Consider the following 13455-nt stretch of genomic DNA (forward strand, 5'->3'; position numbering starts at 1 on the left):
CCGCCAGCCAGGCGCGGGACTATTTGCTCTATTTACGTGAGGATGCCAACTGGCATAACCGCGACCACAGTATCAGCGTCATCAGGGAGGGGAAGTTATGGTGTCTTGTGAGTTCTGCCGCAGGGGCGAATGCCTGTCATGGCAGTTCACCGCTGCTCTTCGTGCCACGCTGGCCCGACGTAGAAATGAGCGACCTGACGCCTTCGCTCACTTTCTTTGGCCTGCGCAATACCGCATGGGCAGGGCATATTCGCTTCAAAAACTCAACGGGCGAGTGGTGGCTGGTGGTTTCGCCGTGGGGAAGGCTCCGGCTTTGCCAGCAAGGAGAAACAGAAGGATGTCTGTAAAAGAGCAAGGATTTTCTCTGCTGGAAGTTTTGATTGCTATGGCGATCAGTAGCGTACTGTTGCTGGGGGCTGCACGATTTCTGCCTGCATTACAGCGTGAAAGTTTGACGAGCGCCCGTAAGCTGGCGCTGGAAGATGAAATCTGGCTGCGGATATTTACAGTCGCGAAGCATCTCCAGAGAGCGGGTTATTGTCATGGTAGCTGCACTGGCGAGGGGCTGGTCATTGTCGGGCAGGGTGACTGCATCATTGTTCAGTGGGATGCGAACAGTAACGGTATCTGGGATCGCGAACCGGTAAAAGAGTCCGACCAGATTGGATTTCGTCTGAAGGAGCATGTGCTGGAAACATTACGCGGTGCGACATCTTGTGAAGGTAAGGGTTGGGATAAAGTCACTAATCCGGATGCCATCATTATCAAGACTTTTCAGGTCATACGTCAGGATGTCAGTGGGTTTTCGCCGATGTTGACGGTTAATATGCGCGGTGCCAGTAAGGCTGAACCACAAACTGTGGTGGATGCCAGTTATAGCGTAACAGGATTCAACCTGTGAACCGTGAACGGGGAGTATCATCGCTGGCACTGGTTCTGATGTTGCTGGTTTTGGGCTGTTTGCTGCTACAGGGAATGAGCCAACAGGATCGCAGTTTTGCCTCTCAGGTGACTATGGAAAGCCAGTCATTGCGTCGCCAGGCTATCGTACAGTCGGCGCTGGAATGGGGCAGAATGCACTCTTGGCAGACGCAGCCCGCAGTTCAGTGCTCACAGTACGCTGCAACCGGTGCCCGGGTTTGTCTGCGTTTACTGGCAGATAATGAAATCTTGCTGATTGCCGGTTATGAAGGCGTTTCATTGTGGCGAACAGGCGAAGTGAACGATGGAAACATTGTTTTTTCGCCACGCGGTTGGAGTGATTTTTGTCCGCAGAAAGAGGGGGCGTTATGTCAGCTTCCCTGAAGAATCAACAAGGCTTTAGCCTGCCGGAAGTGATGTTGGCGATGGTGCTGATGGTGATGATTGTCACTGCGTTATCGGGGTATCAGAGAACATTAATGAACAGTCTTGCCAGCAGAAACCAGTATCTGCAACTCTGGCGGCACGGCTGGCAGCAAACGCAACTGCGCGCGATTTCGCCACCTGCCAACTGGCAGGTTAACCGAATGCAGACATCGCAGGCGGGATGTGTCAGCATCAGCGTTACGTTAATTTCACCCGGGGGCAGAGAAGGCGAGATGACCCGCCTGCATTGCCCGAATCGTCAGTAGTCAGGAGCCGCTATGTTAAGGGTCTACCATTCCAATCGTCTGGACGTGCTGGAAGCGTTGATGGAGTTTATCGTCGAACGCGAACGGCTGGACGATCCTTTCGAACCAGAAATGATTCTGGTGCAAAGTACCGGTATGGCGCAGTGGCTGCAAATGACGCTGTCGCAGAAGTTCGGCATTGCGGCAAACATTGATTTCCCGCTGCCGGCGAGCTTTATCTGGGATATGTTCGTCCGCGTATTGCCGGAGATCCCCAAAGAGAGCGCCTTCAACAAACAGAGCATGAGCTGGAAACTGATGACTCTGCTGCCGCAACTGCTGGATCGCGAAGATTTTACCCTGTTGCGTCATTACCTGACTGACGATAGCGACAAGCGCAAGCTGTTTCAGCTTTCCTCAAAAGCGGCGGATCTGTTTGACCAGTATCTGGTCTATCGCCCGGACTGGCTGGCACAGTGGGAAGCGGGGCGCCTGGTTGAAGGGCTGGGAGAAGCGCAGGCCTGGCAAGCTCCCTTGTGGAAGGCGCTGGTGGAATATACCCATGAACTGGGGCAACCGCGCTGGCACCGTGCCAATCTCTATCAACGCTTTATCGAAACGCTGGAGTCCGCGACGACCTGCCCGCCGGGGTTACCTTCGCGTGTCTTTATATGCGGTATTTCCGCGTTACCGCCTGTTTATCTACAGGCGCTACAGGCGCTGGGTAAACATATTGAAATCCATCTTCTGTTTACCAACCCCTGTCGCTATTACTGGGGCGATATTAAAGATCCGGCTTATCTGGCGAAACTGCTGACTCGCCAGCGGCGACACAGTTTTGAAGATCGCGAATTGCCGCTATTCCGCGATAGCGAAAACGCCGGACAGTTGTTTAACAGCGACGGCGAACAGGATGTTGGTAACCCGCTACTGGCCTCGTGGGGCAAACTGGGGCGCGACTACATCTATCTGCTTGCCGATCTCCAGAGCAGTCAGGAGCTGGACGCATTCGTTGATGTCACGCCAGACAGCCTGTTGCATAACATCCAGTCCGATATTCTGGAACTGGAAAACCGTGCGGTCGCAGGCGTGAATCTGAGCGAGTTTTCCCGCAGCGACAACAAACGTCTGCTTGATCCGCAGGATAACAGCGTCACCTTCCACGTATGCCACAGCCCGCAGCGCGAAGTGGAAGTTTTGCACGATCGCCTGCTGGCGATGCTGGAAGAAGATCCGACACTTACTCCACGCGACATCATCGTGATGGTGGCCGACATCGATAGCTACAGTCCGTTTATTCAGGCTGTATTTGGTAGCGCGCCTGCGGATCGTTACCTGCCTTATGCCATTTCCGACCGTCGGGCGCGGCAGTCGCATCCGGTGCTGGAAGCGTTTATCAGCCTGTTATCACTGCCAGACAGCCGCTTTGTGTCAGAGGACGTGCTGGCGCTGCTGGACGTGCCGGTACTGGCGGCGCGGTTTGATATCACCGAAGAAGGGCTACGTTATTTACGTCTGTGGGTTAATGAATCCGGCATTCGCTGGGGGATTGATGACGACAACGTTCGCGAGCTGGAACTCCCCGCCACCGGACAACACACCTGGCGATTTGGCCTGACACGCATGTTGCTGGGCTATGCAATGGAGAGCGCCCAGGGCGAGTGGCAATCGGTTCTTCCTTATGACGAATCGAGCGGCTTAATTGCAGAACTGGTAGGGCATCTGGCGTCACTGCTAATGCAACTGAATATCTGGCGTCGCGGCCTGGCGCAGGAGCGTCCGCTTGAGGAGTGGCTGCCGGTTTGTCGCGATATGCTCAACGCCTTCTTCCTGCCGGATGCGGAAACCGAAGCGGCGATGACGCTTATTGAGCAGCAGTGGCAAGCGATTATCGCCGAAGGTTTAGGTGCGCAGTATGGCGACGCGGTGCCGCTGTCACTGTTACGTGATGAACTGGCACAACGCCTCGATCAAGAACGTATCAGCCAGCGTTTTCTTGCGGGTCCGGTTAACATTTGTACGCTGATGCCAATGCGTTCAATCCCGTTCAAAGTGGTTTGCCTGCTGGGGATGAACGATGGCGTTTACCCACGCCAGCTTGCACCATTGGGCTTTGATTTAATGAGCCAGAAACCGAAGCGTGGCGACCGTAGCCGTCGCGATGACGACCGCTATCTGTTCCTGGAAGCGTTAATTTCCGCGCAGCAAAAACTCTATATCAGCTATATCGGGCGTTCCATCCAGGATAACAGTGAACGTTTCCCGTCGGTGCTGGTGCAGGAACTGATCGACTACATCGGACAAAGTCATTATCTGCCGGGTGATGAAGAGCTTAACTGTGATGAAAGCGAGGCAAGAGTAAAAGAGCATCTTACGTGCCTCCATACCCGGATGCCGTTTGATCCGCAAAACTACCAGCCTGGCGAGTTACAAAGCTATGCGCGTGAGTGGCTACCGGCAGCCAGCCAGGCAGGCAAGGCGCATTCTGAATTTGTCCAGCCTTTACCGTTTACCTTGCCAGAAACCGTGCCGCTGGAAACGCTACAACGATTCTGGGCGCATCCGGTGCGAGCGTTTTTCCAGATGCGTTTACAGGTGCATTTTCGTACCGAAGACAGCGAAATTCCCGATACCGAGCCATTTATTCTCGAAGGGCTTAGCCGTTATCAAATCAATCAGCAGTTATTAAATGCGTTGGTGGATCAGGATGATGCAGAACGCTTGTTCCGCCGCTTCCGGGCGGCAGGGGATTTACCGTACGGTGCTTTTGGTGAAATTTTCTGGGAAACGCAGTGTCAGGAGATGCAGCAGCTTGCCGACAGAGTCATTGCCTGTCGCCAGCCGGGGCAGAGTATGGAAATCGATCTCGCGTGCAACGGTGTGCAGATTACTGGGTGGTTGCCGCAGGTTCAGCCGGATGGCCTGCTGCGCTGGCGTCCCTCTTTGCTCAGTGTGGCACAGGGAATGCAACTTTGGTTAGAACACCTTGTCTACTGTGCCAGTGGTGGTAACGGTGAAAGCCGCCTTTTTCTACGCAAAGACGGCGAGTGGCGTTTCCCGCCGCTTGCAGCCGAACAGGCTTTACATTACCTCTCACAACTGATTGAGGGGTATCGTGAAGGAATGTCCGCGCCGTTGCTGGTGTTACCTGAAAGTGGCGGCGCATGGCTAAAAACCTGTTATGACGCGGCAAACGATGCCATGCTGGATGACGATTCCACGTTGCAAAAAGCTCGAACGAAATTCCTTCAGGCTTACGAGGGCAACATGATGGTGCGTGGTGAAGGTGATGATATCTGGTATCAACGGCTCTGGCGGCAATTAACGCCAGAGACAATGGAAGCCATCGTTGATCAGTCGCAGCGTTTCTTGTTACCGCTATTTCGTTTTAATCAATCATGAGTTCTGTATAAAAATTGCGCAATCCATCTGCTTGCTTTATGATGCGCACCAGTCACGGACTGATGGTTATATAGACACAGGCTGACTCGTTCAGCACAAGATTATATTCTGCCGGATGATTTTCTTTAATTTATTGAATCTGGTTGAAAAATAAAGTTGATAATGAGGTTCGTGAATGCCCCGCAGCACCTGGTTCAAAGCATTACTGTTGTTTGTTGCCCTTTGGGCACCCTTAAGTCAGGCAGAAACGGGATGGCAGCCGATTCAGGAAACCATCCGTAAAAGTGATAAAGATAATCGCCAGTATCAGGCTATACGTCTGGATAACGGTATGGTGGTCTTGCTGGTTTCTGATCCGCAGGCGGTTAAATCGCTTTCGGCGCTGGTAGTGCCCGTTGGGTCGCTGGAAGATCCTGAAGCGTATCAGGGGCTGGCACATTACCTTGAACATATGAGTCTGATGGGTTCGAAAAAGTACCCTCAAGCAGATAGCCTCGCTGAATATCTTAAAATGCACGGCGGCAGTCACAATGCCAGCACGGCACCATATCGCACGGCTTTCTATCTGGAAGTTGAGAACGATGCCTTGCCCGGTGCGGTAGATCGCCTGGCCGATGCTATTGCAGAACCCTTGCTCGACAAGAAATATGCCGAACGTGAACGTAATGCAGTGAACGCTGAATTAACCATGGCGCGCACGCGTGACGGGATGCGCATGGCGCAGGTCAGCGCAGAAACGATTAACCCGGCGCACCCTGGTTCAAAGTTTTCTGGCGGTAACCTGGAAACCTTAAGCGACAAACCCGGTAATCCTGTGCAGCAGGCGCTGAAAGATTTCCATGAGAAATATTACTCTGCCAATCTGATGAAGGCGGTTATCTACAGCAACAAACCATTGCCGGAACTGGCAAAAATGGCAGCGGACACCTTCGGTCGCGTGCCTAACAAAGAAAGTCAGAAACCGGAAATCACCGTGCCGGTAGTCACCGACGCGCAAAAGGGCATTATCATTCATTACGTCCCGGCGCTGCCGCGTAAAGTGCTGCGCGTCGAGTTTCGCATCGATAACAACTCGGAGAAGTTCCGTAGTAAAACGGATGAGTTGATTACCTATCTGATTGGTAATCGCAGCCCAGGTACACTTTCTGACTGGCTGCAAAAGCAGGGATTAGTTGAGGGCATTAGCGCCAACTCCGATCCTATCGTCAACGGTAACAGCGGCGTATTAGCGATTTCTGCGTCCTTAACCGATAAAGGTCTGGCGAATCGCGATCAGGTTGTGGCGGCCATTTTCAGCTACCTCAATCTGTTACGCGAAAAAGGGATTGATAAACAGTATTTCGATGAGCTGGCGAATGTGCTGGATATCGACTTCCGTTATCCGTCAATCACCCGTGATATGGATTACGTCGAATGGTTGGCGGATACCATGATTCGCGTTCCTGTTGAGCATACGCTGGATGCAGTCAATATTGCCGATCGGTACGATGCTAAAGCAGTAAAAGAACGTCTGGCGATGATGACGCCGCAGAACGCGCGTATCTGGTATATCAGCCCGAAAGAGCCGCACAATAAAACGGCTTACTTTGTCGATGCGCCGTATCAGGTCGATAAAATCAGCGCACAAACCTTCGCTGACTGGCAGAAAAAAGCCGCCGACATTGCGCTCTCCTTGCCGGAGCTTAACCCCTATATTCCTGACGATTTCTCGCTGATTAAGTCAGAGAAGAAATACGACCATCCAGAGCTGATTGTTGATGAGTCGAATCTGCGTGTGGTGTATGCGCCAAGCCGCTATTTTGCCAGCGAACCCAAAGCTGATGTCAGCCTGATTTTGCGTAACCCGAAAGCCATGGACAGCGCCCGTAATCAGGTAATGTTTGCGCTCAATGATTATCTCGCAGGGCTGGCGCTTGATCAGTTAAGCAACCAGGCGTCAGTTGGTGGCATTAGTTTTTCCACCAACGCTAACAACGGCCTTATGGTCAATGCTAATGGTTACACTCAGCGGCTGCCGCAGCTTTTCCAGGCTCTGCTGGAGGGCTACTTTAGCTATACCGCTACGGAAGATCAGCTTGAGCAGGCGAAATCCTGGTATAACCAGATGATGGATTCCGCAGAAAAGGGCAAAGCGTTTGAGCAGGCGATTATGCCCGCGCAAATGCTCTCGCAGGTGCCATACTTCTCGCGAGATGAGCGACGTAAAATTTTGCCCTCCATTACTTTGAAAGAAGTGCTGGCCTATCGCGACGCCTTAAAATCAGGGGCTCGACCAGAGTTTATGGTTATCGGCAACATGACCGAAGCCCAGGCAACAACGCTGGCACGCGATGTGCAAAAACAGTTGGGCGCTGATGGTTCAGAGTGGTGTCGTAACAAAGATGTAGTGGTTGAGAAAAAACAGTCCGTCATCTTTGAAAAAGCCGGTAACAGTACCGACTCTGCCCTGGCAGCGGTTTTCGTACCGACTGGCTACGATGAATACACCAGTTCAGCCTACAGTTCTCTGCTGGCGCAGATTGTTCAGCCGTGGTTCTACAATCAGTTGCGTACCGAAGAACAGTTGGGCTATGCCGTGTTCGCGTTTCCTATGAGTGTGGGTCGCCAGTGGGGCATGGGCTTCTTGCTGCAAAGCAATGATAAACAGCCCTCATACCTGTGGGAGCGATACAAAGCCTTTTTCCCAACCGCAGAGGCAAAATTGCGGGCGATGAAGCCAGAAGAGTTTGCCCAAATCCAGCAGGCGGTGATTACCCAGATGCTGCAGGCACCGCAAACGCTCGGCGAAGAAGCATCGAAGTTAAGTAAAGATTTCGATCGCGGCAATATGCGCTTCGATTCGCGTGATAAAATCGTGGCACAGATAAAACTGCTGACGCCGCAAAAACTGGCCGATTTCTTCCATCAGGCGGTGGTCGAGCCGCAAGGCATGGCTATCCTGTCGCAGATTTCCGGCAGCCAGAACGGGAAAGCCGAATATGTGCATCCTGAAGGCTGGAAAGTATGGGAGAACGTCAGCGCGTTGCAGCAAACAATGCCCCTGATGAGTGAAAAGAATGAGTGATGTCGCCGAGACACTAGATCCTTTGCGCTTGCCCTTACAGGGCGAGCGCCTGATTGAAGCCTCTGCCGGCACAGGCAAAACCTTTACGATTGCGGCGCTCTATTTGCGCCTGTTACTTGGACTAGGCGGTTCCTCCGCCTTTCCCCGCCCATTGACCGTTGAAGAACTGCTGGTAGTAACCTTTACCGAGGCTGCCACTGCAGAATTGCGCGGTCGTATCCGTAGCAATATTCATGAATTACGCATCGCCTGTCTGCGTGAAACCACCGACAATCCGCTGTATGCACGCCTGCTGGAGGAGATCGACGATAAAGCGCAAGCCGCGCAGTGGTTGCTGTTAGCTGAGCGACAGATGGATGAAGCAGCAGTCTTTACCATCCACGGTTTTTGCCAGCGAATGCTCAACCTGAATGCCTTTGAATCCGGCATGTTGTTTGAGCAGCAGCTGATTGAAGACGAGTCTCTACTGCGCTACCAGGCCTGCGCCGATTTCTGGCGTCGCCATTGCTACCCGTTACCGCGTGAAATTGCCCAGGTCGTCTTTGAAACCTGGAAAGGGCCGCAGGCGTTACTGCGAGATATTAACCGTTATCTGCAAGGGGAAGCGCCGGTTATCAAAGCGCCGCCGCCCGATGATGAAACTCTGGCTTCCCGCCATGCGCAAATTGTGGCGCGTATCGATGCCGTAAAACAGCAGTGGCGTGACGCAGTAGGTGAACTGGATGCGCTGATCGAATCTTCCGGTATTGATCGCCGCAAGTTTAACCGTAGCAATCAGGCTAAATGGATAGACAAGATCAGCGCCTGGGCAGAAGAAGAGACCAACAGTTATCAGTTGCCAGAGTCGCTGGAAAAATTCTCTCAGCGTTTCTTAGAAGATCGCACGAAGGCCGGGGGGGAAACACCGCGACATCCGCTGTTTGAGGCGATCGATCAACTGCTTGCCGAACCATTGTCGATCCGTGATGTGGTGATCACCCGCGCATTGGCTGAGATCCGCGAAACAGTAGCGCGCGAAAAACGCCGCCGTGGCGAACTGGGCTTTGATGACATGCTAAGTCGGCTCGATTCCGCGCTGCGTAGCGAAAGCGGAGAGGCGCTGGCAACGGCGATCCGTACGCGCTTTCCAGTGGCAATGATCGACGAATTTCAGGATACCGACCCCCAGCAGTACCGGATTTTCCGCCGTATCTGGCACCATCAGCCGGAAACGGCGTTATTGCTGATTGGTGACCCGAAGCAGGCCATTTACGCATTCCGTGGCGCAGACATTTTCACCTACATGAAGGCGCGTAGCGAAGTTCACGCTCACTACACCTTAGATACCAACTGGCGTTCTGCGCCGGGAATGGTGAACAGTGTGAACAAACTTTTCAGCCAGGCTGATGACGCGTTCATGTTCCGCGAAATTCCGTTTATTCCAGTGAAATCAGCCGGAAAAAATCAGGCACTGCGTTTTGTATTTAAAGGTGAAACGCAGCCGGCGATGAAAATGTGGCTGATGGAAGGTGAAAGCTGCGGTATTGGCGATTATCAAAGTACCATGGCGCAGGTATGTGCTGCGCAAATCCGCGACTGGCTACAGGCCGGGCAGCGGGGCGAAGCATTGCTGATGAATGGCGACACCGCGCGTCCTGTTCGCGCCTCGGACATCAGTGTGCTGGTACGCAGCCGCCAGGAGGCCGCCCAGGTGCGCGATGCCTTAACGCTGCTGGAAATCCCTTCCGTTTACCTTTCGAACCGCGACAGTGTTTTTGAAACACTGGAAGCGCAGGAGATGCTTTGGCTGTTGCAGGCTGTAATGACGCCTGAACGTGAGAACACTCTGCGCAGTGCGTTAGCAACGTCGATGATGGGGTTGAACGCCCTGGATATCGAAACATTGAATGATGACGAAAATGCGTGGGATGCAGTCGTCGAAGAATTTGATGGATATCGACAAATCTGGCGCAAACGCGGCGTTATGCCGATGCTGCGGGCGCTGATGTCGGCGCGCAACATTGCAGAAAACCTGCTGGCCACGGCAGGTGGCGAGCGGCGTCTTACCGATATCTTGCATATCAGCGAACTGCTACAAGAAGCCGGAACGCAGCTGGAAAGTGAACATGCGCTGGTACGCTGGTTATCGCAACATATCCTCGAACCCGACAGTAATGCCTCCAGCCAGCAAATGCGCCTCGAAAGTGACAAACATCTGGTGCAGATCGTCACGATCCATAAATCAAAAGGGCTGGAATATCCGCTGGTCTGGTTGCCGTTTATTACCAATTTTCGCGTCCAGGATCAGGCGTTCTATCACGATCGTCATTCATTTGAGGCTGTACTTGATCTTAACGCTGCGCCAGAAAGCGTCGATCTCGCCGAGGCAGAGCGTCTGGCGGAAGATCTGCGTTTGCTTTACGTGGCGCTGACGCGTTCGGTCTGGCATTGCAGTCTCGGCGTTGCGCCGCTGGTGCGCCGTCGTGGTGATAAAAAAGGTGACACCGACGTCCACCAAAGTGCGCTCGGGCGTTTGCTGCAAAAAGGGGAACCGCAAGATGCGGCAGGGCTTCGCGCCTGTATTGAGGCACTATGCGATGAGGATATAGCCTGGCAAACGGCGCAAACGGGTGATAATCAACCGTGGCAGGTTAATGATGTTTCTACAGCTGAACTGAATGCGAAGACGCTACAACGATTGCCCGGCGATAACTGGCGCGTCACCAGCTACTCTGGTTTGCAACAGCGTGGTCACGGTATCGCCCAGGATTTGATGCCTCGGCTGGATGTCGATGCTACAGGCGTTGCCAGCGTCGTTGAAGAACCGACGTTAACACCACATCAGTTTCCGCGCGGTGCGTCACCGGGGACGTTCTTGCACAGTTTGTTTGAAGACCTCGATTTTACCCAGCCGGTTGCCCCGAACTGGGTGCGGGAAAAACTGGAACTTGGCGGCTTTGAACCGCAGTGGGAACCGGTGTTGACTGAGTGGATCACCGCTATTCTTCAGGCGCCGCTCAATGAAACTGGCGTCACTCTGAGTCAGCTTTCCGCCCGCGATAAACAGGTGGAGATGGAGTTTTACCTGCCGATTAGCGAGCCGCTTATTGCCAGCCAGCTTGATGCGCTAATCCGCCAGTTTGACTCGCTATCCGCTGGCTGTCCGCCGCTGGAGTTCATGCAGGTACGCGGCATGTTAAAAGGCTTTATCGACCTGGTGTTCCGTCACGAAGGGCGTTATTACCTGCTCGACTATAAATCTAACTGGTTGGGTGAAGACAGTTCGGCTTACACCCAACAGGCTATGGCAGCGGCGATGCAGGCACACCGCTATGATCTGCAATATCAGCTTTATACCCTGGCGCTGCATCGTTATCTGCGCCATCGAATTGCTGATTACGACTATGAGCGTCACTTTGGTGGCGTTATTTATCTGTTCCTGCGTGGCGTTGATAAAGAACATCCGCAACAAGGGATCTACGCGACCCGACCCAACGCAGGGTTGATTGACCTGATGGATGAGATGTTTGCCGGTATGACCCTGGAGGAGGCGTAATGAAATTGCAAAAGCAATTACTGGAAGCTGTGGAGCACAAACAGCTACGCCCGCTGGATGTGCAATTTGCCCTGACTGTGGCGGGTGATGAACATCCTGCCGTCACCCTCGCGGCGGCACTGTTAAGTCATGATGCCGGAGAGGGACACGTCTGTTTGCCGCTTTCACGACTGGAAAATAACGAGGCGTCGCATCCGCTGTTGGCGACCTGTGTCAGTGAAATCGGTGAGCTACAAAATTGGGAAGAGTGCTTGCTGGCTTCACAAGCGGTCAGCCGGGGAGATGAACCAACGCCAATGATCCTCTGTGGCGATCGTCTTTACCTGAATCGCATGTGGTGTAATGAGCGCACAGTGGCGCGATTTTTCAACGAAGTGAATCATGCCATTGAGGTGGATGAAGCTCTACTGGCGCAAACCCTGGACAAACTTTTTCCAGTAAGCGATGAAATTAACTGGCAAAAAGTGGCGGCAGCGGTGGCGCTGACGCGGCGGATCTCGGTGATTTCCGGCGGCCCTGGCACCGGTAAAACGACCACCGTGGCGAAGTTGTTGGCTGCGTTAATTCAGATGGCCGACGGTGAACGCTGCCGTATCCGACTGGCCGCGCCAACGGGGAAAGCTGCTGCGCGCTTAACCGAATCGCTTGGCAAGGCTTTGCGCCAGTTACCGCTGACCGATGAACAAAAGAAACGCATTCCGGAAGATGCCAGCACTTTGCACCGATTGCTGGGTGCGCAGCCAGGTAGCCAGCGTTTACGTCATCATGCCGGTAACCCGCTGCATCTTGATGTGCTGGTGGTAGATGAAGCATCAATGATCGATCTGCCTATGATGTCGAGGCTGATCGACGCCTTGCCCGATCATGCGCGAGTTATCTTTCTTGGCGATCGCGATCAACTGGCCTCGGTTGAGGCAGGGGCTGTGCTGGGCGATATCTGTGCTTATGCCAACGCCGGCTTTACCGCCGAGCGTGCCGGGCAGCTAAGCCGCCTGACGGGAACTCACGTTCCGGCAGGAACTGGCACAGAAGCGGCATCTTTGCGTGACAGTCTCTGCCTGCTGCAAAAAAGCTATCGTTTCGGCAGCGATTCTGGCATTGGTCAGTTAGCTGCGGCGATCAACCGTGGTGATAAAACGGCAGTGAAAACGGTTTTTCAGCAGGATTTTACTGACATCGAAAAACGGCTTTTGCAGAACGGCGAAGACTATATTGCGATGCTTGAGGAAGCTCTTGCGGGTTACGGACGTTATCTGGATCTGCTGCAAGCGCGTGCCGAGCCGGATTTAATCATTCAGGCGTTCAATGAGTACCAGCTTTTGTGCGCCCTGCGGGAAGGGCCGTTTGGCGTGGCTGGACTGAATGAGCGAATTGAGCAGTTTATGCAACAGAAGCGCAAAATTCATCGTCATCTGCACTCTCGTTGGTACGAAGGCCGACCGGTGATGATTGCCCGTAATGACAGCGCGCTTGGGTTGTTTAATGGCGATATCGGTATTGCGCTGGATCGCGGGCAGGGGACGCGCGTCTGGTTTGCGATGCCGGACGGCAATATTAAGTCTGTGCAACCGAGCCGCCTGCCAGAGCACGAAACCACATGGGCGATGACGGTACATAAATCGCAGGGATCGGAGTTCGACCATGCGGCGTTGATTTTACCGAGCCAGCGTACACCGGTAGTAACGCGAGAACTGGTTTACACTGCGGTAACCCGCGCGCGTCGACGTTTGTCTCTGTATGCCGATGAGCGTATTTTGAGTGCGGCAATCGCCACTCGTACCGAGCGACGTAGCGGGCTGGCAGCGTTGTTTGGTGCGCGGGAGTGAACGTGAATGCCTGATGCGACGCTGGCGCGTCTTATC

The 13455-nt window shown here is 53.5% G+C and carries 8 protein-coding genes; all 8 read left to right on the forward strand.

Annotation, left to right across the window (positions count from 1 at the left end):
- The coding region (locus tag EQY_RS0111130) for a prepilin peptidase-dependent protein (protein ID WP_000851861.1) at positions 1-347 on the forward strand (347 nt) is incomplete at its 5' end.
- Positions 338-901 (forward strand): prepilin peptidase-dependent protein, encoded by a 564-nt coding sequence (locus tag EQY_RS0111135; protein WP_000111601.1) that lies wholly within the window; start codon positions 338-340, stop codon positions 899-901. The genes EQY_RS0111130 and EQY_RS0111135, both read left to right, overlap by 10 nt.
- Positions 898-1305: a DUF2509 family protein gene (locus EQY_RS0111140; protein ID WP_001078545.1), complete on the forward strand. Its 408-nt coding sequence runs from the start codon at positions 898-900 to the stop codon at positions 1303-1305. The genes EQY_RS0111135 and EQY_RS0111140 overlap by 4 nt, the downstream gene beginning before the upstream one ends.
- Positions 1290-1613 (forward strand): prepilin-type N-terminal cleavage/methylation domain-containing protein, encoded by a 324-nt coding sequence (locus EQY_RS0111145; RefSeq protein ID WP_001276467.1) that lies wholly within the window; start codon positions 1290-1292, stop codon positions 1611-1613. Before EQY_RS0111140 ends, EQY_RS0111145 begins: the two co-directional genes overlap by 16 nt.
- Before the next feature lie 12 nt (positions 1614-1625).
- Positions 1626-4994, forward strand: a complete 3369-nt coding sequence (recC, locus tag EQY_RS0111150; protein WP_000946852.1) for an exodeoxyribonuclease V subunit gamma — start codon at positions 1626-1628, stop codon at positions 4992-4994.
- A 175-nt stretch (positions 4995-5169) separates the two neighbouring features.
- The gene (ptrA, locus tag EQY_RS0111155) at positions 5170-8058 is read left to right on the forward strand and encodes a pitrilysin (protein WP_001138173.1); all 2889 of its coding nucleotides are present in this window, start codon (positions 5170-5172) and stop codon (positions 8056-8058) included.
- Positions 8051-11593: an exodeoxyribonuclease V subunit beta gene (recB, locus tag EQY_RS0111160; protein ID WP_024212524.1), complete on the forward strand. Its 3543-nt coding sequence runs from the start codon at positions 8051-8053 to the stop codon at positions 11591-11593. Before ptrA ends, recB begins: the two co-directional genes overlap by 8 nt.
- Positions 11593-13419, forward strand: coding sequence for an exodeoxyribonuclease V subunit alpha (gene recD, locus EQY_RS0111165; RefSeq protein WP_000775944.1), 1827 nt, complete (start codon positions 11593-11595; stop codon positions 13417-13419). Before recB ends, recD begins: the two co-directional genes overlap by 1 nt.
- The last annotated feature ends 36 nt before the right edge of the window (positions 13420-13455 follow it).

This window comes from Escherichia sp. TW14182, assembly GCF_000208525.1.
Taxonomy (GTDB): domain Bacteria; phylum Pseudomonadota; class Gammaproteobacteria; order Enterobacterales; family Enterobacteriaceae; genus Escherichia; species Escherichia ruysiae.

Excerpts from the sequence above, each read along its gene's own strand:
- EQY_RS0111135 (WP_000111601.1), top strand. The coding sequence starts at position 338 with ATGTCTGTAAAAGAGCAAGGATTTTCTCTGCTGGAAGTTTTGATTGCT.
- ptrA (WP_001138173.1), top strand. The coding sequence starts at position 5,170 with ATGCCCCGCAGCACCTGGTTCAAAGCATTACTGTTGTTTGTTGCCCTT.
- recB (WP_024212524.1), top strand. The coding sequence starts at position 8,051 with ATGAGTGATGTCGCCGAGACACTAGATCCTTTGCGCTTGCCCTTACAG.
- EQY_RS0111145 (WP_001276467.1), top strand. The coding sequence starts at position 1,290 with ATGTCAGCTTCCCTGAAGAATCAACAAGGCTTTAGCCTGCCGGAAGTG.
- recD (WP_000775944.1), top strand. The coding sequence starts at position 11,593 with ATGAAATTGCAAAAGCAATTACTGGAAGCTGTGGAGCACAAACAGCTA.
- recC (WP_000946852.1), top strand. The coding sequence starts at position 1,626 with ATGTTAAGGGTCTACCATTCCAATCGTCTGGACGTGCTGGAAGCGTTG.